Source organism: Bacillus sp. BD59S, assembly GCF_007363175.1.
GTDB lineage: Bacteria > Bacillota > Bacilli > Bacillales > Bacillaceae_G > Bacillus_A > Bacillus_A pacificus.
Map to the genome: position 1 here is coordinate 33,653 of NZ_CP034686.1, position 23,507 is coordinate 57,159.

Here is a 23,507-nt window from a genome sequence, read left to right on the forward strand (position 1 = left end):
AGATGTCGACTCAATATCTAAATTCTAATTTGAAAGTATTCTCTTTAAACTCTAATAAGGAACTTGCTGAGCAAATTGCAAAGCACATTGGAGTAGGACTAGGAAAATGTTCTGTTGATCGTTTTAGTGATGGAGAAGTTCAAATTAACATTGAAGAAAGTATCCGTGGTTGCGATGTATTCATTATTCAATCTACAAGCTTCCCAGTAAACGAACATATCATGGAATTACTTATTATGATCGATGCATTAAAGCGTGCATCTGCAAAAACAATTAATATTGTTATTCCTTACTATGGTTATGCGCGTCAAGACCGTAAAGCGCGTTCTCGTGAACCAATTACATCGAAACTTGTAGCAAACTTGCTTGAAACAGCAGGTGCAACTCGTGTAATCACTCTAGATTTACATGCTCCACAAATTCAAGGGTTCTTTGATATCCCAATCGACCACCTAATGGGTGTACCGATTCTTTCAGATTACTTTGAAACAAAAGGTCTTAAAGATATCGTAATCGTGTCACCTGACCACGGTGGAGTAACTCGTGCTAGAAAAATGGCAGATCGCCTAAAAGCACCAATCGCTATTATTGATAAGCGTCGTCCTCGTCCGAACGTATCTGAGGTAATGAACATTATCGGTAATATTGAAGGTAAAACAGCAATTTTAATTGATGACATCATTGATACAGCTGGTACAATTACATTAGCAGCAAACGCTCTTGTTGAGAACGGTGCTTCTGAAGTATATGCTTGCTGTACACACCCAGTATTATCTGGTCCAGCAATTGAGCGTATCCAAAACTCAAATATTAAAGAGTTAGTTGTAACGAACTCTATCGTATTACCAGAAGAGAAGAAAATCGACAAAGTACATGAACTTTCAGTTGCTCCACTAATCGGAGAAGCAATCATTCGTGTATATGAAGAAGAATCTGTAAGTGTATTATTCAATTAATTGGATAGAATGAGACGTAACCAAGATTGGTTACGTCTTTTCGTATCGAAAAAAGAAAGTAGTGGTACAAGAATGAAATTGATAGTAGGACTTGGGAACCCGGGTAGAGAATATGAATTAACAAGGCATAATATTGGATTTATGGCGATTGATGAACTTGCAAAGCGTTGGAATATTTCTTTGAACGAACAAAAGTTTAAAGGAGTATTTGGTGCAGGATTTGTTAATGGAGAAAAAGTAATCTTATTAAAGCCACTTACATATATGAATTTATCTGGGGAAAGTATTCGTCCGCTAATGGATTACTATAAAATTGATGTAGAGGACTTCGTTGTTCTGTACGATGATTTAGACATCCCTGTAGGTAAATTACGCCTTCGTATGAAAGGCAGTGCGGGTGGACATAATGGTGTGAAATCAACAATTTCACATTTAGGAACACAAGAGTTTCAACGTATCCGCATGGGAATCGATCGTCCGAAAAATGGAATGAAGGTAGTAGATTACGTATTAGGACGTTTTACTTCAGAAGAGATTCCTGATGTAAATCATTCTATTGAAAAAGCAGCAGATGCATGTGAAGAATGGTTAAATAAACCTTTTCTTCAAATTATGAATACTTTCAATAGTTAAGGGTACGATTGGGAATATTTTATTTTGTTTTTACCCATACTAGCAGTAAGTGGATTTTTAGGAGGCTAGTATGGAAGGGTATTATTATTGCAGACATTGCGGGAGTAATGTAGGCTCCGTTACCGCAGAAAAAGTATATAGCGACGTTTTATTTCAACTAACAGAGCAAGAAGTAGTAGAAATGATTCATTTTCATGAGAATGGAAATATATATATAAAAACGATTTGTGAATTGTGTCAAGAAACGCTCGCATCTTATCCTGAGTATTATGAATATGAAAAATTTCTGCAATAAAATGTTGTCGCTTTGGCATGTCCAAAGCATTTTTCTGTTTTCTTTTTCCGAAATATTTGCATAAAATATAGTGGCTTGCTCTTTTATGTTGAGAGGGGTTTTGAAAATGATAGGTTTATTAGAGCAATTTTATAAAAATGAAGAGATCCAATCGGTCATTAATGGATTAGAAGATGGGTTAAAAGAGCAACTTGTATCAGGTATGGCAACCTCTTCTCGTTCGTTATTAATGGCGGCCTTATATAAAAAAACAAAAAAATCACAACTTATTGTGACGCATAATTTATATCAAGCACAAAAAGTACATGAAGATTTAGTGGCGTTACTTGGTGAAAAAGATGTATGGCTATATCCAGTAAATGAATTGATAGCATCAGAACTTGGTGTTGCAAGCCCAGAATTGAAGGCGCAACGTATTGAAGTGTTAAATCGCTTAGCTGCAGGAGAACATGGGATTATTGTAGCACCAGTTGCAGGGCTACGCAGGTTTTTACCAATGAAAGAGTTGTGGAAGCAAAGGCAAATCGAAATCAATCTAGGGCAAGAGATTGATTTAGATACATTCTTGCATACTTTACATCATATCGGCTATGAGCGTAAGTCTATGGTAGAAGCTCCTGGAGAATTTAGTTTACGCGGGGGAATATTAGATATTTATCCACTAACTGAAGAGCTACCATTTCGTATTGAATTTTTCGATACAGAAGTTGATTCTATTCGATTATTTGATGTGGATGAACAGCGCTCTCAAGATAAAAAAGAAAGTGTTAGATTTGGTCCAGCAACAGAGTTTTTATTTTCGCAGGAAGAATTGAAATCGGGAATTAAGCATCTTGAAGAAGGTCTGACTAAGACGATGCAAAAACTTTCCGATGATAAGTTGAAGACTACAGTGCTTGAGACGGTAAGTCATGAAATTGAGATGTTAAAAAACGGGCAAAGTATAGAACAGATGTTTAAATATTTATCTATTTTCTATAACGAACCTGCTAGTCTGATAGATTATTTACCAGAAGATGGTGTTGTGATTTTAGATGAGATTTCACGTATTCAAGAAACAGCATCACATCTTGAAACAGAAGAGGCGGAATGGTATATATCCCTTCTTGGTGAGGGAACAATCATTCAAGATTTATCTTTCTCTCATTCGTTTGAAGAATTTCTTCATCATAAAAAAAGAAGTTTTGTATATTTAACGTTATTCTTACGTCATATAGCACATACACATCCGCAAAACATTGTGAATGTGACATGTAAAACAATGCAAGATTTCCATGGGCAGATGCAGTTGTTGAAAACTGAAATTGATAGATGGAACGAAGGGCATTTTACGACTGTGGTGCTAGGTACAGATGATGAACGTGTGAAAAAACTACAACATATTTTAAGTGATTATGATATTGAGGCAGATATTGTAGAGGGCACAGATATATTATTGCCTGGAAGGTTACAAATTGCTGTAGGTGATTTACATGCAGGATTTGAAATGCCGATGCAAAAGCTTGTTGTCATTACTGAAAAAGAGCTTTTTCATAAGAAAGTTAAAAAATCACAACGTAAGCAAAAGTTATCGAATGCTGAACGTATTAAAAGTTATTCGGAATTAAAAGTTGGGGATTATGTAGTTCATGTAAATCATGGTATAGGTAAATTCTTAGGTATTGAGACATTAGAGATTAACGGTGTTCATAAAGATTATTTGAATATTAAATATCAAGGTAATGATAAGTTATACGTTCCAATTGAACAAATTGACCAAGTGCAAAAATATGTAGGATCTGAGGGTAAGGATCCGAAAGTTTATAAACTGGGCGGAAATGATTGGAAGAAGGTCAAAACGAAAGTTGAAAAATCTGTACAAGACATTGCGGATGACCTAATTAAACTATATGCTGAGCGCGAAGCTTCAAAGGGTTATGCATATACACCGGATACGGCAGAACAACAAGAATTTGAATCTTCTTTCCCGTATCAAGAGACAGAGGATCAATTACGTTCTATTGAAGAGATTAAAAAGGATATGGAACGCGGACGTCCGATGGATAGGCTTCTTTGTGGTGATGTAGGATATGGAAAGACGGAAGTAGCTATTCGTGCGGCGTTTAAAGCAATTATGGATGAAAAACAAGTTGCAATTTTAGTGCCGACAACAATCCTTGCACAACAACACTATGAAACAATTCGAGAGCGTTTTCAAGATTATCCAATCAATATAGGATTATTAAGTAGATTCCGTACGAGAAAGCAGCAAAATGAAACAATTAAAGGTTTAAAAGATGGCACAGTAGATATTGTAATCGGAACGCATCGTATTTTATCTAAAGATGTTACTTATAAAGATTTGGGACTTTTGATTATTGATGAAGAGCAAAGATTTGGTGTAACACATAAAGAAAAAATTAAACAATTGAAAGCAAATGTTGACGTATTAACATTAACGGCAACCCCAATTCCGCGTACGCTTCATATGTCTATGCTTGGTGTGCGTGATTTATCTGTTATTGAGACGCCGCCGGAAAATCGTTTCCCAGTTCAAACATATGTAGTAGAGTATAATCCAGCGTTAATGCGAGAAGCGATAGAACGCGAACTTGCAAGAGGTGGGCAAGTATACTTCCTATATAATCGTGTGGAGGATATTGAACGAAAAGCAGATGAAATTTCGATGTTAGTTCCAGATGCGCGTGTAACTTATGCACATGGGAAAATGAACGAGAGTGAGTTAGAGTCTGTTATGCTATCGTTCTTAGAAGGACAGCATGATGTTCTTGTAAGTACAACGATTATTGAGACGGGTGTAGATATTCCAAATGTAAATACATTAATTGTATTTGATGCGGATCGTATGGGATTATCGCAGTTGTATCAGCTTCGTGGGCGTGTTGGACGTTCCAATCGTGTTGCATATGCTTACTTTGCATACAAACGGGATAAAGTGTTGTCAGAAGTTGCGGAGAAGCGTCTGCAAGCCATTAAGGAGTTCACAGAGCTTGGATCTGGTTTCAAAATTGCGATGCGAGATTTATCAATTCGTGGTGCTGGTAACTTGTTAGGAGCCGAACAACATGGATTTATTGATTCTGTCGGCTTTGATTTATATTCTCAAATGTTAAAAGATGCAATTGAACAGCGTAGAGGAACAGACGGAGTTGAAAATACAGTTAATGTTGAAATTGATTTAGAAGTAGATGCATATTTACCAGATGCTTATATTTCAGATAGTAAACAAAAAATTATGATGTATAAACAGTTTAGAGGTGTTTCTGCAATTGAGGATATCGAAGAGTTGCAGGAAGAGATGATAGATAGATTTGGTGATTACCCGCAAGAAGTTGGTTACTTATTACAAATCGCAAATATTAAAGTGTTGGCAATGAAAGAACAAATTGAGTTAATTAAGCAAAATAAATTTGAAGTAACAATTCTGTTCTCAGAACAAGCGAGTCAAAACATTGATGGCGGAAAATTATTCATGCTCGGAAATAGTTTTGGACGTATGATTGGTTTAGGAATGGAAGGATCACAATTGAAAATCGTCATGAAAACAAATGGCTTAGAGACATCGAAGTGGTTAACAATTGCTGAAAATTTATTAAAAGGCTTGCCAGATGTAAAAAAAGAAGTCATAAATGCCTAATATAAGATAAAAAAATGCAATTCGGCGTGCATAGAAGAACTAATGTGTAAAATACTATGTCTAACAGTTGGTGATTTTTACATGAACAGGTAAATTCACCACTTTGATCATCAGTAGAAAGTGAGGCAGCATTAGAATGAAAGCAACTGGAATCGTACGTCGAATTGATGATTTAGGTAGGGTAGTAATCCCGAAGGAAATTCGTAGAACTTTACGTATTCGAGAAGGGGACCCACTAGAAATATTTGTAGATCGCGATGGAGAAGTAATTTTAAAGAAATATTCTCCAATTAGCGAGCTAGGTGATTTTGCAAAAGAATATGCAGATGCTTTATATGATAGCTTAGGACATAATGTGCTTGTATGTGATCGAGATTCTATTATCGCAGTATCAGGTGTATCAAAAAAAGAATACTTAAATAAAAGCGTTGGCGATTTAATTGAAAAAACGATGGAAGAAAGAAAGTCAGTTATTATGACAGACGAAAGTGATATTTCCATTATTGATGGTGTAACAGAAAAGGTTCATTCTTATACAGTTGGACCGATTGTTGCAAATGGAGACCCGATTGGAGCTGTCATTATTTTTTCAAAAGAAGCGATTATAAGCGAAATAGAGCACAAAGCGGTCAATACTGCTGCCAGTTTCTTAGCGAAACAAATGGAACAGTAAAGGTGTATAATTTTTAGAAGTAGCAATCTTTCCTAATTATGATATTTCTTCTTGAGAAATCAATTATTTGGAGATATATGTATATTGAATGAAGGTAGCGTTTTGCTACCTTTTTTCATTGAATATTTCTAGCGTTGCACGAATGTATTCTTACTCGTGTAGGTAAGGAAGCTTGTCTTTTTCTTTATGATATAATACGAGGGGTGAGAATAGAAAAAGGAGTTTTCTTGCATGGAATCGAAGAAGTATCAAGCCTTTTGGCGTGGGGCTATTATATTAACAATCGCAAGTTTTGTTACAAAGGTATTAAGCGCCTTTTACCGTATTCCATATCAAAATATAGCGGGTGACGTTGGCTTTTATATTTACCAACAAATTTATCCGTTTTATGGATTTTGTTTAATTTTAGCTACTTATGGGTTCCCCGTTATAATTTCAAAAATGGTTGCGGAACGATTAGAGCGAGGGAAAAAACAAGAAGCAGAAGAAATTATTTGTGTATCTTTTTGGTTTTTATTAGGGATTGGTTTCATAGGATTTTTTACATTGTTCTTTGGTGCCGAAACAATTGCGATAGCTATGGGCGATATACACTTAGATAAGCTATTACGCGTTATTTCCTTTTCATTCATATTGATGCCGTTTTTATCTGTAGCAAGAGGATATTTCCAGGGGTTCAATAATATGATGCCAACAGCTGTTTCGCAAGTAATAGAACAAACGATTCGTGTTTCTATTATTGTATTTTTATCTCTATTCCTAATTGCTCACGAATTTGATTTATATACAGTTGGTGCAGGTGCTATGCTCGGTTCAATCGCAGGTGGATTGATTGGGATTATCGTACTTATACTTTATATGCGTCATGACTTTCGTTCTATATTCTTCAAAAGTGTAAAGAGGATTAAAGGGAAAAAGAAGATTATAAAAATCCTGTTTTGGCAGGGGTTAGCGATTTGTGTTAGTAACTTAGTGCTTATTTTTATACAGATGGCTGATTCTATTTCTTTCTATTCTTTACTTATTGGAGCAGGAGAACCAGCTGAAAGTGCAAAGGTGTTAAAAGGTGTTTATGACAGGAGTATCCCGCTTATGCAATTAGGTACTGTCGTGACAACTTCCTTCTCGTTGTCGCTTATTCCAATTATTACAGCAGCGAAGGAAAGAGGAGATCTTACCTTTATTCGAGAAAAAGTAAGGTTAGCGATGAAAATAACATTTGTTATCGGATTTGCAGCAGCCATTGGATTAACTTGTATTATCCAGCCTACGAATATTATGTTGTTTGAAAATAGTGATGGGTCAGATGTTTTATCTATTTTATCTTTATCTATTTTATTTAGTTCATTGTCGATTACAACTGCTTCTATTTTGCAAGGGTTAGGACAAACATTAAAACCAGCAATATTCGTTATATTGGGCGGTTGTTTAAAGTTAGCTTTAAATTATATATTAATGCCGTATTTTAGTGTGAAGGGAGCTGCAATTGCAACGCTAGTTGCGTTAATTGTAATTTCTATACTAAATAGTGTATTACTTATGCGAGCTGTATCCGAATCGCTTATCGACAAACGGAATATGTTAGGTGTAGTTATTAGTGGTATCGGTATGGGATTTGTACTAATAATGTTTATGCGTGTATTGCAAATATCTGGATTAGTAATGGATACAAGTCATAGAGGTGTTGCAACGCTTGAGGCGTTGTTAGGTGTAGCCATCGGTGGATTGGCATATATGTTTTTAATTTTAAAATTACGTGTATTTACAAAAGCGGAAATAGGAACCGTTATGAAAAAAGAGAAAAAAGAAGGTTCATTGAAGAAGAGTGGATAGAGGTGGCAGGTTGTGAGTGGAATCATTACTATTTTAGGATTAGGTGCTGGTGAATTAGATCAGTTAACGATGGGTGTATATCGAAAAATAAAAGAAGCAGATCACATGTTTGTTAGAACGAAGGAACATCCCGTTATAGAAGAGTTAGAGAAAGAAGGTATACAATATACTGCCTTTGACAATGTATATGAAGCACATGATACATTTGAAATTGTATATGAAACAATTGCGAATACATTGCTAGAACAAGCTGAAGGCGCAGAAATTATCTATGCTGTTCCAGGGCATCCTCTTGTAGCGGAAAGAACGGTTCAGCTACTATTGGAAAAAAGTGAAGTAGCGAATATTGAAGTGCGAATTGAAGGTGGACAAAGTTTCCTTGATCCTATGTTTGCAAGTCTTAAGATTGATCCGATTGAAGGGTTCCAATTAATTGATGCTACATCATTTGAAAGAGGACAATTAGAATTACGTCAACACTTAATCTTTTGCCAAGTATATGACGCATTCGTTGCATCTGATGTGAAATTAACATTAATGGAGATGCTGCCAGATGATTATGAAGTGTATATCGTAACAGCTGCAGGGACTTCATTTGAACAAGTGAAAAAGGTGCCGTTGTACATGTTAGATCATGAAACGGAGTTGAATAACTTAACGAGCGTATATGTACCACCAGTTCAGGAACGTGCGTCCTTGTATCAACAGTTTGATGTACTCCGAGAAATTATTGCAGACCTTCGTGGCCCAAATGGTTGTCCGTGGGATAAAAAGCAAACACATCAATCTTTAAAGAAGTATTTAATTGAGGAAGCTTATGAAGTGTTAGAAGCAATTGATGAAGAGGATGATGATCACTTAGTAGAAGAACTGGGTGATATATTATTACAAGTTATGCTTCATGCCCAAATCGGAGAGGACGAAGGTTGGTTCTCTATAGATGATATTATTCGAACTTTATCTGAGAAAATGGTTCGTCGTCATCCGCATGTATTTGGGAATACGGATGTAAATAATGCCGATGAAGTAATTGCCAATTGGGAAGAAATTAAAAAACAAGAAAAAGGGTTTGTAAAAGAATCTGTTTTAAATGGAGTTCCAAAAAGTTTGCCGCAGTTACTACGCGCTTATGAAATCCAGAAAAAAGCTGGTAAGGTTGGTTTCGATTGGGTGGATGTACAGCCGATGATAGAGAAAGCCTTAGAAGAATGGCAAGAGTTCCAACAAGAAGTCGCAAACATGGATGAGGCGAAGATGTTAAGTGAATTTGGCGATTTACTGTTTGCGTTTGTTAATATAGCTCGTCATTATAAAATAGATCCAGAAGAAGCGTTACGTTCAACAAATGAGAAATTCGTCAGTCGTTTTTTATACATGGAAGCAAAGGTAGCTGAAATGAATAAAGAGATGCAAGATTTATCATTAGAGCAGTTAGATGTTTTCTGGGAAGAGGCAAAACAAACAGAGCGTTAATAGGGGGATTTAATATGCGTCTAGATAAGTTTTTAAAAGTATCACGTTTAATTAAAAGAAGAACATTGGCGAAAGAAGTAGCTGATCAAGGAAGAATATCCATTAACGGTCAAGTGGCAAAAGCGAGTTCAGATGTGAAAGTAGCTGATGAATTAACAATTCGTTTTGGCCAAAAAATAGTAACTGTAAAAATAAATGAATTGAAAGAAACGACTAAAAAAGAAGATGCAGCAAATATGTATAGCTTAGTTCGTGAAGAAAAAGTAAAGGCCGAAGAAGGCTTGTTCTAAAATCGATTATCCCTTCATACATTACTATTAGCTAGTATAAATGTATGGGGGGATTTACGTGAATAATGGTTACTCACCTATGTCTTCTAATCAACAAAATGTTTCTGTAGAGCATGATATTATTATGCGTGGCAGGCGTGTAATTGATATTACCGGTGTAAAGCAGGTAGAGAGTTTTGATAGCGAAGAGTTTTTACTTGAGACCGTAATGGGCTTTTTAACAATTCGTGGTCAAAATTTGCAAATGAAAAATTTAGATGTAGAAAAAGGTGTTGTATCGATTAAAGGGAAAGTTCATGAGATGCTGTATATTGATGAGAATCAAGGGGAGAAAACTAAAGGCTTCTTTAGTAAGTTGTTTAAATGAGTCTAACAATTCAGTTGTATACGATGCTCTCAATGATCGGAATGGGTGCTTGGATTGGAGCGTCTTTAGATACATACCAACGATTTTTAAAACGTCAAGAACGTAAGCGTTGGCTTGTATTTATACATGATATACTATTTTGGATTGTCCAAGCATTATTCGTTTTTTACGTATTGCTTCTTGTAAATGAAGCTGAACTACGTATATATGTATTTTTAGCATTATTATGTGGTTTTGCGGCATATCAAAGCATGTTGAAAGCAATATACATGAGACTGTTAAATTTTCTCATATATATTTTTGTACAAACAACACACTTTTTTGTTCAAATTATACAGCTACTCATGATAAAACCTGTTATTATTATAGCGCAGCTATTTATTGCATTTATATTATTCTTATTTCGTATACTGCTTTCAATTGGACATGTGTTATGGAAAATGGTGATTTGGATATTACTTTTCATATGGAAAGTTTTTTTCTGGCCTGTTCGATTTATTGCTTCGCTCATATGGAAACTTCTCCCTAATCGTGTTAAACTTTTTATAATGAAGCATGTAGGGTTCCTGCAATATATAGCAAAATTGAAGGGACATATCTTCCAATTATGGGAGCGTATAAAAAAGAAGTTAGGGGGACCTCGGAAATGAGGGAACTGAGACAAAGAACAATCGAAAAACAGAGTCCAAATCCTGTTAAAGAGCATATAATACAAACGGATGAGAACAGGAAGCGACTTTATCGCCGTTTAGCGGTTTTTCTTGTCTTTGCTTTTACAATTATTGCGAGTATTAGTGTAACGTTTTATCAACAAAACAGTTCCATTAAAGCAAAAGAAGCAAAAGTTAAGGACATGAAAAAAGAACTGGATTCATTAACGAACAAAGAAAAGAGTCTAAAAGACGAAGTTCAAAAGTTAAATGATGAAGAGTACGTATTAAAGATTGCTAGAAGGGATTATTTCTTCTCTGGAAAAGGGGAGATAATTTTTCCTGTTTCTAAGTAGAGTATGTCTTATTGACACTATATTTTAGGATTATATATAATAAAGTAAAATTTGACTTTTTAACCACTAAGGAGGAGCATTTTTTTTATGTCAATCGAGGTAGGCAGCAAGTTACAGGGTAAAGTAACAGGTATTACAAATTTTGGGGCTTTTGTGGAGCTGCCAGAAGGCTTAACGGGTCTTGTTCATATTAGTGAAGTTGCTGATAATTATGTGAAAGATATTAACGATCACTTAAAAGTGGGCGACCAAGTAGAAGTAAAAGTTATTAACGTTGAAAAAGATGGTAAGATCGGTCTATCTATTAAAAAAGCGAAAGAGCGTGAAAAAACAGAAGGAGATCGTCCACGTGGTGAATACCAACGCGGTGGTGATCAACAACGTTCTGGACGTCCACAACGTAATCGTTCTTTCAACAGAGATAACCGTGGTGGCGGTAACGACCGTGCTCCAAAAGAAACATTCGAGCAAAAGATGGCACGTTTCTTAAAGGATAGCGAAGATCGTTTAACTTCTTTAAAGCGTAACACTGAATCTAAACGTGGTGGCCGTGGCGCACGTCGCGGATAATAAGAACGTTTAATTCTTAGAATATAGAGAGGTGCCCAGGGCGATTGCTCAGGGTGCTTTTTTATATGTGAAAATATATTTTTAAAAAAGTTTTCAAGATGTGTTGACTTTAAATTATATCTGAGGTAAGATACTAATTGTCCGTTAAATAAGACGACATGGCGGTGTAGCTCAGCTGGCTAGAGCGTACGGTTCATACCCGTGAGGTCGGGGGTTCGATCCCCTCCGCCGCTATATTTAATTTAACGGCCCGTTGGTCAAGTGGTTAAGACACCGCCCTTTCACGGCGGTAACACGGGTTCGAATCCCGTACGGGTCATCTAAAAAGATCATGCAAATGCGCATGATCTTTTTTTGTTAAATAAATTAAGACATACAACACTTCTACAAAATCACCCTATATTTTCTGAATGTTCGATTAAAATATTAAAAATAAAATACATACTGTGTATATATGTAGAGTTATTTCGAATAAAAAGTCGAACGATTATAAAAGTGAAAACTGTTGTTTTGACAAAAATCCCAATAATCATCTTTTATAATGACAGTAATTAAACTATGCAGGTGGTGTTAAAAATATGCCTAAAGCAGGAAGGAATACTATGAATACAAGTGCATTGGCAATGAATGAAGGTCAGCTTGGAGGAGTAAAGTGGACGAGTAAGTTGCGAATGAAGTTTGAGCAAGTTTTCTTTAGATGGGGATTTATTATTGTTGTTATTGGTTTTCTTTTGGGACGAGCATATATATTAACAAACATTTTACCGTTTGCACTGCCGTTTTTTGCTGCTGTTTATGTTATGAAACGGGATAAAATGCCGCTCGCGTTCTTGGCCCTAATGGGGGGCGCACTTTCAGTTTCGATAGATAATTTATTCTTCACCTTTGCATCTATTTTTACTTTCTTCATTTATAATATCTTCTTTAGTCGGTTTACACGTAAAACTGTTGGACTTGTACCATTCCAAGTATTTATCTCCGCATTAACTGCACATTTAGTTGTCGTATATTTTGCGCAACAAACTGTTACCATGTACGATTTACTTGTTAGTACGATTGAGGCAGGGCTTAGCTTCGTATTAACTATGATATTTTTACAAAGTGTCCCGCTTTTAGTAGAAAGAAAAGGGAAACAACAAGCGTTAGAGACAGAAGAAATTGTTTGTTTAATTATATTACTAGCATCTGTTTTAACTGGTACAACAGATTGGTTCATATATGACGCTTCTATTCAACATATTTTTACTAGGTATTTAGTGCTTGTGTTTGCGTTTATCGCAGGAGCGGCTACAGGATCTACAGTAGGGGTCGTCACTGGGTTAATATTAAGCTTAGCAAATGTCTCCAGTTTATCCCAACTTAGTCTGCTTGCTTTTTCTGGATTGCTTGGTGGTTTGTTAAAAGAAGGGAAACGCTTAGGTGTTAGTTTAGGTTTATTAATTGGGACAAGCTTAATTACGCTATATGTAGACAAGCAAACAAACATTGTGACAACTTTAATTGAATCTGGTGTGGCGATTGCTTTCTTTTTATTAACACCGAAACTTGTTATGGATCGTATTGCTAAATTTATGCCAGGCACACATGAGCATTCGCAAGATCAACAACAGTATTTAAGAAGGATGCGTGATGTTACAGCGAATAAAATCAATCAATTTGCCAATGTATTTGCTGCTTTATCTAATAGCTTTTCTGTATATGGATATGTGGAGGAGGAAGATAAAGAGACGGAGGCAGATTTGTTTTTAAGTACAATTACTGCAAAAACATGTCAAACATGCTTTAAAAAGGACCAATGCTGGGTAGTTAATTTCGATAAAACGTACGATTATATGAAACAAATAATGAGCGAAACGGAAGAAGGAACTCTGCAGCATAATCGGAAGTTAGTTCGTGAATGGGACAAGCATTGTGTGAGAGGAAAGAAAGTGACGGATTTAGTAGCAGGTGAATTAGATCACTTCTATGAGGGACAAAAATTACGAAAACAAATGAAAGAAAATCGTAGAATAGTAGCGGAGCAATTGTTAGGTGTATCAAAAGTTATGGAGGATTTTGCCAAGGAGATACAAAGAGAAAGAGAAAATCATCAAGTACAGGAAGAACAGATTCTGCAAGCATTTCGTGATTTTGGTGTAGAAATAGAGCATGTTGATATTTATTGTTTAGATAGAGGAAGTATTGATATTGAAATGTTGATCCCAGTTGCATCTAATGAACATGGAGAGTGTGAAAAATTAGTTGCACCAATGCTTTCTGATATCCTGAAGGAAAACATAGTTGTGAAACATGAAGAAAAATCTTCTTATCCGAACGGCCACAGTTTAATATCATTTGGTTCAGCAAAAACGTATTCCCTTGATACCGGCTTGGCCACAGCCGCGAAAGGCGGTGGGTTTGTTTCGGGTGATTCTTATGCAATGATGGATTTAAGTGTTGGGAAATATGCCCTTGCAATTAGTGATGGCATGGGAAATGGGCAAAGAGCTCATATGGAGAGTAAAGAAACAGTGAAATTATTACAAAAAATACTTCAGTCAGGCATTGATGAGGAGATAGCGATTAAATCTATTAACTCTATTCTTTCTTTAAGAACAACAGAAGAGATGTTTACGACATTAGACTTAGCTATGGTAGATTTGCGGGATGCGAGTGCGAAGTTTTTAAAGATTGGATCGACGCCGAGTTTTGTTAAACGTGCAAATAATATTTTGAAAATTGAAGCAAGTAATTTACCAATGGGAATTATTGAGGATGTTGAAGTTGATGTAGTGGGTGAGCAATTAAAAACAGGTGATATTCTTATTATGATGAGTGATGGGATTTTTGAGGGCGCGCAGCATGTGGAGAATCACGAATTATGGATGAAGCGGAAAATTAAAGAGTTACAAACTGAAGATCCGCAAGAAATTGCTGATATCATTATGGAAGAGGTGATTCGATCTGGCGATGGTTATATAAATGATGATATGACTATTGTAGTAGCGAAAGTGAAGAAAAATATGCCGAAGTGGGCTACCATTCCAATTGTAGGAATGCAAGCGCAATAAAGTGAAACTTGAAGTGTGATGTTTCTTTCTAAAAACCTAGGTGGATGCCTAGGTTTTTTGCTTTAAAAGATAATATTATTATTTTTGTGAATATGTACGAATGATGTAAGATAAAAATGTAATTTTTGTATATCTTTTTTTTGCACAATGTTTGTAAAAGTTGTACCATTATAAACAAGGTAACTAACGTTGCTGTTCTTGTTTAATGAAAGGTGATTACGAAGTTGAAAGATACATTTGTTGAAAAGGTAGATGACTTTGTAAAGCAGCATGATGTATTAAAGGAACGCTCAACAATTGTTGTAGGTGTTTCTGGTGGTCCTGACTCTGTGGCTCTTCTATATTATTTGTTAGAAAAAAGAGCAGCAAAACAGTTTGAGATTGTAGTGGCGCATGTGGATCATATGTTTCGAGGTGATGAATCTCATGAGGACCTACAGTTTGTGCAAGACCTTTGTAAAGGGCTGGGAGTTATTTGTGAAACGATAAGGATTAATGTGTCGCAATATCAACAGCGATACGGGATGAATGCACAAGTTGCTGCTAGAGAATGCAGATATGCATTTTTGGAAAGAATAATGAAGAAATATGATGCGAGGTATGTAGCCCTTGGACATCATGGTGATGATCAAGTAGAGACGATTTTAATGCGCCTTGTACGAGGGAGTACTCCGAAAGGATATGCAGGTATTGCAGTGAAGCGTCCTTTTCATAATGGGTATTTAATTAGGCCGTTACTTGGAGTAACGAAGGAAGAGATTGTTGATTACTGTCATAAGTTAAAAATAATTCCTCGTATAGATCCAAGTAATAAAAAGGAAGTATATACAAGGAATCGATTACGTAAATATGTTCTTCCTCATTTGAAAGAAGAAAATCCACAAGTGCATGAGAAGTTTCAAAAATTTAGCATGCAGATGCAAGAGGATGAGGCGTATTTGCAGGAATTAGCTTTTGAGAAAATGAATAAAGTAATTACAAAAAAAAGTGATAAACAAATTAGCTTATCAATTCCTGCCTTTGAATCCATGTCTATGCCTTTACAAAGAAGAGGGATTCAACTAATATTAAACTATCTTTATGAATATAAGATTCCATCTTCTCTTTCCTCTATACATATTGACAAAGTGATTGAGTTTTTTAAGCGGACACAACCTTCGGGTTCACTTGATTTCCCAGGTGATTTAAAAATTGTTCGCGCATACGAGGAGTGCAGCTTTGGATTTAAACAAGAAATTGTTTCCCCTTTTTTACAAGATTTATCAGTGCCCGGGACAATTACGCTATCGAACGGGGATAAGCTTGTAACAGAGGTGAGCGAAAATATGCCAAGTAACATGAATGAAACAGTTTTTGTTGCTAAGTATAATGATATATCATATCCACTTCGTATTCGTTCTAGAGAAAATGGAGATCGCATGTCAATACAAGGTATGAATGGCACCAAAAAGATAAAAGCTATTTTTATCGAAGCGAAAGTACCAAGAGAAAAAAGAGAAGAATGGCCGGTCGTTTGTGATGCAAGTGGGAACATTATTTGGATACCCTTGTTGAAACGATCTGCATTTGCTATCTCGAAAGAGGTAACAAAGAAAGATAAATATATGATTATTCACTACAAAAGCAAGGAGTCTTCCGGGAGGATAATGAAATGATGAATCAAGATATCGAAAAAGTATTAATTTCTGAAGAACAAATACAAGAAAAGGTGCTCGAGTTAGGTGCAATTATTGCAGAGGATTATAAAAATACAGTACCTCTTGCGATTGGTGTACTAAAGGGTGCAATGCCATTCATGGCAGATTTATTAAAGAGAACAGATACATATCTTGAAATGGATTTTATGGCTGTATCTAGTTACGGTCACTCAACTGTTTCAACAGGCGAAGTGAAAATTTTAAAAGACCTTGATACTTCTGTAGAAGGTCGCGATATTTTAATCGTTGAAGATATTATTGATAGTGGTCTTACGCTAAGCTACTTAGTAGACCTATTTAAATATCGTAAAGCGAAGTCTGTAAAAATTGTTACGTTATTAGATAAACCAACAGGCCGTAAGGTAGATTTGAAAGCGGATTATGTTGGGTTCACTGTACCGCATGAATTTGTTGTAGGGTATGGATTAGATTATAAAGAGCAGTACCGTAATCTTCCTTATGTAGGAGTATTAAAACCAAGCGTTTACTCAAATTAATTAAATACAGGCGTCACAATTGTATAGGAAAGTTTTTCTATGTTACGATTTACTATAGTGTTTATGCCGTGAGAGGAGGTTAGGAATGAATCGTATCTTCCGTAATACCATCTTTTATTTACTGATATTCCTAGTAGTAATTGGAATCGTGAGCTATTTTAATGGTTCGACACAAAAAACGACATCAGTTAGCTACGATAAATTCATTACTAAACTAGAAAAAGGTGAAGTTCGTAATGTGCAACTTCAACCGAAAAATGGTGTGTTTGAGGTAAAAGGACAATTTAACAACTCTAGCCAAGGAGAACAATTTGTTACTTATGCACCAAATACTGAGGAATTACAAAAGAAAATTAATGACAAAGCGCAAGGTGCTGAAGTTAAGTATCAACCAGCAGAAGAAACAAGTGCTTGGGTAACATTCTTTACTTCTATCATTCCGTTTGTTATTATCTTCATTTTATTCTTCTTCTTGTTAAACCAAGCTCAGGGCGGCGGTAGCCGTGTTATGAACTTCGGGAAAAGTAAGGCGAAGTTATATAATGACGAAAAGAAAAAGGTTCGTTTCAGAGATGTTGCTGGGGCGGATGAAGAGAAACAAGAGCTTGTTGAGGTAGTTGAATTCTTGAAAGATCCTCGTAAGTTCGCTGAAGTTGGTGCCCGTATTCCTAAGGGTGTTCTATTAGTTGGACCTCCAGGTACAGGTAAAACTTTATTAGCACGTGCTGTTGCAGGTGAGGCAGGCGTTCCATTCTTCTCTATCAGTGGTTCTGACTTCGTAGAGATGTTCGTCGGTGTCGGTGCATCACGTGTACGTGATTTATTCGAAAATGCAAAGAAAAATGCTCCTTGTATCATTTTCATTGATGAAATTGATGCAGTAGGACGTCAACGTGGCGCAGGTCTTGGTGGTGGACATGATGAGCGCGAGCAAACGTTGAACCAATTACTTGTTGAAATGGATGGCTTCGGTGCAAACGAAGGTATTATTATCATCGCTGCGACAAACCGTCCTGATATTCTTGACCCAGCATTATTACGTCCAGGTCGTTTTGACCGTCAAATTACAGTAGATCGTCCAGATGTAAATGGCCGTGAAGCTGTACTGAAAGTACATGCTCGTAATAAACCGCTTGATGAGAATATCAACTTAAGAGCAATTGCAACTCGTACACCGGGATTCTCTGGTGCCGATCTTGAAAACTTATTAAACGAAGCTGCGTTAGTAGCTGCGCGTCAAGATAAGAAGAAAATTGATATGAGTGACATTGATGAAGCTACGGATCGTGTTATTGCAGGTCCGGCTAAGAAAAGTCGTGTTATCTCTGAAAAAGAACGTAATATCGTTGCTTTCCATGAAGCAGGCCATACTGTAATTGGTGTTGTTCTTGATGAAGCAGATGTCGTTCATAAAGTAACAATTGTCCCTCGTGGTCAAGCTGGTGGATATGCAGTAATGCTTCCGAAAGAAGATCGTTACTTCATGACAAAGCCAGAGTTACTTGATAAAATTACTGGTTTACTTGGTGGTCGAGTAGCTGAGGAGATTGTATTTGGTGAAGTGAGTACAGGTGCTCACAACGACTTCCAACGTGCGACTGGTATTGCAAGACGTATGGTAACGGAATTTGGTATGAGTGATAAGCTTGGACCAATGCAATTTGGTAGCTCACAAGGTGGTCAAGTGTTCTTAGGAAGAGACTTCCATTCAGAACAAAACTACAGTGATGCAATTGCACACGACATCGATGTGGAAATGCAAACGATTATGAAAGAATGTTATGCTCGTGCAAAAGACATTCTTACTGAAAATCGTGATAAGCTAGATCTTATTGCAAAAACGTTACTTGAAGTAGAAACGTTAGATGCTGAGCAAATCAATCATTTATGTGATTATGGCAGATTGCCAGAACGTCCAACATCTTCAGCTGATGTGAAAGTAAACATCAACATGAAGAAGGATGATGAAGAATCAGAAGATAAGTAAGAGATGAAGGAGTGACGGTGGTCACTCCTTTTTTTATTTATGTAACGAAATGAAGTAGAAAAAGAATTTAAATAAATCTGGTATTAAAAATTGAAATAGGGAGTAATCTTTTTGTAAAATGATGAGGATAGAAAAGCTGATTATATAAGTATGTGTGATATGATGTTTTTATAAGTTTTATACATACTGCACAAATATAGATTAAATAAGATAAGTGGTGAGAATATGATTTTTGTATTGGATGTAGGGAACACAAATGCTGTACTGGGCGTGTTTGAAGAGGGGGAACTTCGTCAACATTGGCGCATGGAAACAGATCGTCATAAGACAGAAGATGAATATGGAATGCTTGTAAAACAGTTGCTTGAGCATGAGGGTCTTTCGTTTGAAGATGTAAAAGGTATTATCGTGTCTTCAGTCGTACCACCAATTATGTTTGCTTTAGAGCGCATGTGTGAAAAGTATTTTAAAATTAAGCCGCTTGTAGTAGGTCCTGGAATAAAAACAGGGTTAAATATTAAATATGAAAATCCACGTGAAGTAGGTGCGGATCGAATCGTAAATGCAGTAGCAGGAATTCACCTATATGGAAGTCCGCTTATTATTGTCGATTTTGGTACGGCTACTACATATTGTTATATTAACGAAGAAAAGCATTATATGGGTGGCGTTATTACACCAGGAATTATGATTTCAGCAGAGGCTTTATATAGTAGAGCGGCAAAACTTCCTCGTATTGAAATTACAAAACCAAGCAGTGTAGTTGGGAAGAATACGGTAAGTGCGATGCAATCTGGTATTCTTTATGGTTATGTTGGACAAGTGGAAGGTATTGTTAAGCGCATGAAAGAGGAAGCTAAACAAGAACCAAAAGTTATTGCAACAGGTGGATTAGCGAAATTAATTTCAGAAGAATCGAATGTAATTGATGTTGTAGATCCATTCTTAACATTAAAAGGTTTGTATATGTTATACGAGCGTAATGCAAATTTACAGCATGAGAAAGGTGAATAAATACGTATGAAAGATTATTTAGTAAAAGCGTTAGCATTTGATGGTGAAGTGCGTGCGTATAGTGTACGTACTACAAATACGGTAAGTGAGGCGCAAAGACGTCATGATACATGGAGAACAGCTTCAGCGGCACTTGGCCGTTCTTTAACTGCAGGTACAATGATGGGTGCAATGTTAAAAGGTGACCAAAAGCTAACGATCAAGGTAGAAGGTAATGGCCCGATTGGTCCTATCTTAGTAGATGCTCATGCAAATGGGGATGTACGTGGTTATGTAACAAATCCACATGTTGACTTTGAAGGAACAGAACAAGGGAAATTACGTGTATATCAGGCGGTAGGTACTGAAGGATTTGTAACGGTAATTAAAGATATTGGTATGCGTGAGCCGTTTATTGGTCAATCTCCAATTGTTTCAGGAGAATTAGGAGAAGACTTCACGTATTATTTTGCAGTTTCTGAGCAGACGCCTTCTTCTGTAGGTGTTGGTGTCCTTGTAAATGGAGATGATAGCATATTAGCAGCGGGTGGATTTATTCTTCAAATTATGCCAGGTGCACAGGAAGAAACAATTTCATTCATTGAAGAGCGTTTACAGAAGATTCCTCCTGTATCAACATTGATCGAACAAGGGCTTTCTCCAGAAGAGTTACTGTATGCAGTCCTTGGAGAAGATAAGGTAAAAGTATTAGAAACGATGGATGTTCAATTTAATTGCACATGCTCTCGCGAACGTATCGAGAGTGTGTTAATTAGTTTAGGTAAAACGGAGTTAGAGCAAGTTCGTGAAGAAGAAGAAGAAACAGAAGTTCATTGTCATTTCTGTAATGAGCGATACAAGTTCTCTAAAGAAGATATTACAAATTTAATTGAGAATTTGTAATAAGGCAATTCACCTCTAAATACATTGACAAACAGGGAATTTTCTGACAAAATCTAAATATAGATAAAACCAATAAAAATACTCGGTGTTAGGAGTGACAGGAATGCGAGTGGCACAATCAGTTTCAGAATTAATCGGGAAAACGCCGATCGTTAAGTTGAACCGCATCGTAGAATCAGACAGCGCAGATATATACTTAAAATTAGAATTTATGAATCCAGGGAGCAGCGTTAAAGATCGTATCGCATTAGCTATGATTGAAGATGCTGAGAAAAAAGGATTATTAAAAGAAGGCGATACAATCATTGAACCGACAAGTGGTAACACGGGAATTGGTTTAGCGATGGTAGCGGCTGCTAAAGGATATAAGGCAATTTTAGTAATGCCAGAAACAATGAGTATTGAGCGTCGTAATTTATTACGTGCTTACGGTGCGGAATTAGTATTGACTCCAGGGCCTGAAGGAATGGGTGGAGCAATTCGTAAAGCGACTGAATTAGCAAAAGAGAATGGTTACTTTATACCACAACAGTTCAAAAACCAATCGAATCCAGAAATTCACCGTTTAACAACGGGTCCAGAAATTGTTGAACAAATGGGCGACCAATTAGATGCGTTTATTGCAGGTATTGGTACGGGTGGAACGATTACTGGTGCTGGTGAAGTGCTCAAGGAAGCGTATAAAGATATTAAAATTTATGCAGTAGAACCTGCGGATTCACCAGTATTATCTGGTGGGAAACCAGGTCCACATAAAATCCAAGGAATTGGGGCTGGATTTATTCCAGAGACATTGGATGTAGAAGTATATGATGAAATTGTTCAAGTGAAAACGGAGCAAGCGTTTGAATATGCAAGAAGAGTGGCTAAAGAGGAAGGTATTCTAGTTGGTATCTCTTCTGGAGCGGTTATTTATGCAGCAACAGAAATTGCGAAAAAGTTAGGTAAAGGGAAAAAGGTACTTGTTATTATTCCAAGTAACGGTGAACGTTATTTAAGTACACCACTTTATCAATTTGAGTCTTAATTATATGTGATTGAAAAAGCATCCTTGAAAAAGGATGCTTTTTCTTTTTGGATTGGAAATAGGAAAAGAGTGAATGACTAGAAAACTTCATGTAAAATAAGAGGTAGTATAATTAATTTATTTTCACTAGCCTTCGAGTATAACTCTTCTATATACATAACGAATGTAGCTTGAAGTGGTTAATATAAGAGGGTGGGATAAAAGAAGACGGGGTGTTGATATGCAACGAAGAAAATCTTTAGCGCTTTCTATTCCATATCAGTTAGATTTCTTTAAGCAATATAAATTTCTTTCTAAGGATAAACCGCAACATATTTTGTTAGAGAGTGGGCGTGGCGGTCGTTATAACATTGTGGGGTTAAACCCAGTAGCGGTAATCCGAGGGAAGGGTGAAACGTTACATATAAGTGAAAGTGGTAAGGAAACAATAAAGCAAGGAAACCCATTAGATTTAATGCAGGAATATATGGAGCGATGGAAAACGGATTATAATCCGGAATACCCGCCTTTTCAAGGTGGTGCAATTGGTTATTTTAGTTATGATTGCATCCGTTATATTGAAAAACTTTCTTCTCTTGCGGAGGATGATATTAATATACCTGATATATTCTTTTTATTATTTGATGATGTGTTTGTGTATGATCAAGAAGAAAAAGTATTATGGATTATTACACATTATGTAGATAAGCACGAAGAGGCAAAAGAGCGATTAAATGAATGGAAGATTCTTTGGGCGATAGAAGCGCCAGAAGTGACTATACCGTTTGCGTGCCCCAAAAAGAAAAGTGAAGCAGTTGCTTTTACTGAAGAAAGCTTTATGAAGGCAGTTGAATGTATTCAAGAATATATTGGTGCTGGTGATGTGTTCCAAGTAAACTTGTCGACAAGACAAGAAAGAACGTTACAAACACACCCACTAGAAATTTATACAAGTCTTCGCGAAATTAATCCATCTCCATATATGGGTTACTTGGAGCTTGGGGATTTTCAAATTGTTAGTGGATCGCCGGAGTTGCTAATTAAGAAACAAGGAACTGAAGTAAGTACAAGGCCTATTGCTGGAACGAGATCTAGAGGGGCGAATGAGCAAGAGGATGAAGAGTTGGCAAAAGAATTAATTGAGAATGAAAAGGAACGAGCAGAGCATGTCATGCTTGTAGATTTAGAACGAAATGATTTAGGGCGTGTTTGTAAATATGGAACTGTAGAAGTAGATGAATTTATGGTAATTGAGAAATACTCACACGTTATGCATATTGTTTCTAATGTGCGTGGTGAGGTGGAAGAAGATAAAGACGCTTTTGATTTAGTGAAGGCTGTATTCCCTGGGGGGACAATTACTGGTGCACCGAAAATACGTACGATGGAAATTATTGAAGAACTAGAACCTGTTCGCCGAGGGATTTATACAGGTTCAATTGGTTGGATTGGTTATTCTGGAGATACAGAATTGAATATTGTGATTAGGACACTTCTTGCTAAAGATGGAAAAGCGCATGTACAAGCGGGAGCGGGAATTGTAATTGATTCAAATCCGGAAAATGAATATAAAGAGTCGTTAAAAAAGGCGATTGCTTTATGGCGTGCAAAAGAACGTAGTGAAGAAACGGTTAGGTGAGA

At 36.4% G+C, this 23,507-nt stretch carries 20 protein-coding genes and 2 tRNA genes; all 22 read left to right on the plus strand.

All coding sequences use genetic code 11. From position 1 onward, the window contains the following. The first annotated feature begins 2 nt into the window (after positions 1-2). The 22 genes from EKQ63_RS02060 to pabB all read left to right on the plus strand — a co-directional run bounded on the left by EKQ63_RS02060 (position 3) and on the right by pabB (position 23,505). Positions 3-956, plus strand: coding sequence for a ribose-phosphate diphosphokinase (locus EKQ63_RS02060; protein ID WP_000107420.1), 954 nt, complete (start codon positions 3-5; stop codon positions 954-956). A gap of 72 nt (positions 957-1,028) precedes the next feature. Continuing rightward, positions 1,029-1,589 carry an aminoacyl-tRNA hydrolase gene (gene pth / locus EKQ63_RS02065; RefSeq protein WP_001979768.1) on the plus strand — a complete coding sequence of 187 codons (561 nt, stop codon included), beginning with the start codon at positions 1,029-1,031 and terminating at the stop codon, positions 1,587-1,589. 70 nt (positions 1,590-1,659) lie between these two features. Then, a complete protein-coding gene (locus EKQ63_RS02070; RefSeq protein WP_000399440.1) occupies positions 1,660-1,884 on the plus strand; it encodes an anti-sigma-F factor Fin in 225 nt (74 codons plus the stop codon). A 106-nt stretch (positions 1,885-1,990) separates the two neighbouring features. After that, positions 1,991-5,521, plus strand: a complete 3,531-nt coding sequence (mfd, locus tag EKQ63_RS02075) for a transcription-repair coupling factor (RefSeq protein WP_000579710.1) — start codon at positions 1,991-1,993, stop codon at positions 5,519-5,521. Positions 5,522-5,657: 136 nt separating this feature from the next. After that, complete coding sequence (spoVT, locus tag EKQ63_RS02080) at positions 5,658-6,194, plus strand: stage V sporulation protein T (protein WP_000648302.1); 537 nt, start codon at positions 5,658-5,660, stop codon at positions 6,192-6,194. Between the two features lie 231 nt (positions 6,195-6,425). Further along, positions 6,426-8,027: a putative polysaccharide biosynthesis protein gene (locus EKQ63_RS02085; protein ID WP_087951388.1), complete on the plus strand. Its 1,602-nt coding sequence runs from the start codon at positions 6,426-6,428 to the stop codon at positions 8,025-8,027. Positions 8,028-8,039: 12 nt separating this feature from the next. Beyond that, positions 8,040-9,500: a bifunctional methyltransferase/pyrophosphohydrolase YabN gene (mazG, locus tag EKQ63_RS02090; protein WP_087951387.1), complete on the plus strand. Its 1,461-nt coding sequence runs from the start codon at positions 8,040-8,042 to the stop codon at positions 9,498-9,500. A gap of 14 nt (positions 9,501-9,514) precedes the next feature. Then, on the plus strand, positions 9,515-9,790 hold the full coding sequence (locus tag EKQ63_RS02095; RefSeq protein WP_001234876.1) for an RNA-binding S4 domain-containing protein: 276 nt from the start codon (positions 9,515-9,517) through the stop codon (positions 9,788-9,790). 58 nt (positions 9,791-9,848) lie between these two features. Further along, on the plus strand, positions 9,849-10,157 hold the full coding sequence (yabP, locus tag EKQ63_RS02100; RefSeq protein ID WP_001059101.1) for a sporulation protein YabP: 309 nt from the start codon (positions 9,849-9,851) through the stop codon (positions 10,155-10,157). After that, positions 10,154-10,807 (plus strand): spore cortex biosynthesis protein YabQ, encoded by a 654-nt coding sequence (yabQ, locus tag EKQ63_RS02105; protein ID WP_000059775.1) that lies wholly within the window; start codon positions 10,154-10,156, stop codon positions 10,805-10,807. The genes yabP and yabQ overlap by 4 nt, the downstream gene beginning before the upstream one ends. Next, positions 10,804-11,163 carry a cell division protein DivIC gene (divIC, locus tag EKQ63_RS02110; protein ID WP_001208736.1) on the plus strand — a complete coding sequence of 120 codons (360 nt, stop codon included), beginning with the start codon at positions 10,804-10,806 and terminating at the stop codon, positions 11,161-11,163. The genes yabQ and divIC overlap by 4 nt, the downstream gene beginning before the upstream one ends. Positions 11,164-11,250: 87 nt before the next feature. Next, the gene (locus tag EKQ63_RS02115; RefSeq protein ID WP_000021452.1) at positions 11,251-11,733 is read left to right on the plus strand and encodes a S1 domain-containing RNA-binding protein; all 483 of its coding nucleotides are present in this window, start codon (positions 11,251-11,253) and stop codon (positions 11,731-11,733) included. A gap of 160 nt (positions 11,734-11,893) precedes the next feature. Beyond that, positions 11,894-11,967 (plus strand) — tRNA-Met (locus EKQ63_RS02120). A 13-nt stretch (positions 11,968-11,980) separates the two neighbouring features. Next, positions 11,981-12,052: transfer RNA gene (locus EKQ63_RS02125), tRNA-Glu, on the plus strand. A 259-nt stretch (positions 12,053-12,311) separates the two neighbouring features. Further along, entirely contained in the window at positions 12,312-14,783 is a 2,472-nt protein-coding gene (gene spoIIE / locus EKQ63_RS02130; protein ID WP_062821996.1) for a stage II sporulation protein E, read from the plus strand. Between the two features lie 224 nt (positions 14,784-15,007). Further along, positions 15,008-16,438 carry a tRNA lysidine(34) synthetase TilS gene (gene tilS / locus EKQ63_RS02135; protein WP_143880698.1) on the plus strand — a complete coding sequence of 477 codons (1,431 nt, stop codon included), beginning with the start codon at positions 15,008-15,010 and terminating at the stop codon, positions 16,436-16,438. Continuing rightward, positions 16,435-16,977, plus strand: a complete 543-nt coding sequence (gene hpt / locus EKQ63_RS02140) for a hypoxanthine phosphoribosyltransferase (protein WP_000981838.1) — start codon at positions 16,435-16,437, stop codon at positions 16,975-16,977. Before tilS ends, hpt begins: the two co-directional genes overlap by 4 nt. Before the next feature lie 85 nt (positions 16,978-17,062). Continuing rightward, positions 17,063-18,964: an ATP-dependent zinc metalloprotease FtsH gene (ftsH, locus tag EKQ63_RS02145; RefSeq protein ID WP_001079658.1), complete on the plus strand. Its 1,902-nt coding sequence runs from the start codon at positions 17,063-17,065 to the stop codon at positions 18,962-18,964. 225 nt (positions 18,965-19,189) lie between these two features. Then, positions 19,190-19,978: a type III pantothenate kinase gene (locus EKQ63_RS02150; protein WP_000578367.1), complete on the plus strand. Its 789-nt coding sequence runs from the start codon at positions 19,190-19,192 to the stop codon at positions 19,976-19,978. Between the two features lie 6 nt (positions 19,979-19,984). Then, a complete protein-coding gene (hslO, locus tag EKQ63_RS02155; RefSeq protein ID WP_000656366.1) occupies positions 19,985-20,860 on the plus strand; it encodes a redox-regulated molecular chaperone HslO in 876 nt (291 codons plus the stop codon). A gap of 103 nt (positions 20,861-20,963) precedes the next feature. After that, entirely contained in the window at positions 20,964-21,887 is a 924-nt protein-coding gene (gene cysK / locus EKQ63_RS02160) for a cysteine synthase A (protein WP_001261701.1), read from the plus strand. A 220-nt stretch (positions 21,888-22,107) separates the two neighbouring features. Next, positions 22,108-23,505: an aminodeoxychorismate synthase component I gene (pabB, locus tag EKQ63_RS02165; RefSeq protein WP_143880699.1), complete on the plus strand. Its 1,398-nt coding sequence runs from the start codon at positions 22,108-22,110 to the stop codon at positions 23,503-23,505. The last annotated feature ends 2 nt before the right edge of the window (positions 23,506-23,507 follow it).

Coding starts and splice junctions, on each gene's coding strand:
- EKQ63_RS02060 (WP_000107420.1), top strand. CDS start 3: ATGTCGACTCAATATCTAAATTCTAATTTGAAAGTATTCTCTTTAAAC.
- pth (WP_001979768.1), top strand. CDS start 1,029: ATGAAATTGATAGTAGGACTTGGGAACCCGGGTAGAGAATATGAATTA.
- EKQ63_RS02070 (WP_000399440.1), top strand. CDS start 1,660: ATGGAAGGGTATTATTATTGCAGACATTGCGGGAGTAATGTAGGCTCC.
- mfd (WP_000579710.1), top strand. CDS start 1,991: ATGATAGGTTTATTAGAGCAATTTTATAAAAATGAAGAGATCCAATCG.
- spoVT (WP_000648302.1), top strand. CDS start 5,658: ATGAAAGCAACTGGAATCGTACGTCGAATTGATGATTTAGGTAGGGTA.
- EKQ63_RS02085 (WP_087951388.1), top strand. CDS start 6,426: ATGGAATCGAAGAAGTATCAAGCCTTTTGGCGTGGGGCTATTATATTA.
- EKQ63_RS02095 (WP_001234876.1), top strand. CDS start 9,515: ATGCGTCTAGATAAGTTTTTAAAAGTATCACGTTTAATTAAAAGAAGA.
- yabQ (WP_000059775.1), top strand. CDS start 10,154: ATGAGTCTAACAATTCAGTTGTATACGATGCTCTCAATGATCGGAATG.
- divIC (WP_001208736.1), top strand. CDS start 10,804: ATGAGGGAACTGAGACAAAGAACAATCGAAAAACAGAGTCCAAATCCT.
- EKQ63_RS02115 (WP_000021452.1), top strand. CDS start 11,251: ATGTCAATCGAGGTAGGCAGCAAGTTACAGGGTAAAGTAACAGGTATT.
- spoIIE (WP_062821996.1), top strand. CDS start 12,312: ATGCCTAAAGCAGGAAGGAATACTATGAATACAAGTGCATTGGCAATG.
- hpt (WP_000981838.1), top strand. CDS start 16,435: ATGATGAATCAAGATATCGAAAAAGTATTAATTTCTGAAGAACAAATA.
- ftsH (WP_001079658.1), top strand. CDS start 17,063: ATGAATCGTATCTTCCGTAATACCATCTTTTATTTACTGATATTCCTA.
- EKQ63_RS02150 (WP_000578367.1), top strand. CDS start 19,190: ATGATTTTTGTATTGGATGTAGGGAACACAAATGCTGTACTGGGCGTG.
- hslO (WP_000656366.1), top strand. CDS start 19,985: ATGAAAGATTATTTAGTAAAAGCGTTAGCATTTGATGGTGAAGTGCGT.
- cysK (WP_001261701.1), top strand. CDS start 20,964: ATGCGAGTGGCACAATCAGTTTCAGAATTAATCGGGAAAACGCCGATC.
- pabB (WP_143880699.1), top strand. CDS start 22,108: ATGCAACGAAGAAAATCTTTAGCGCTTTCTATTCCATATCAGTTAGAT.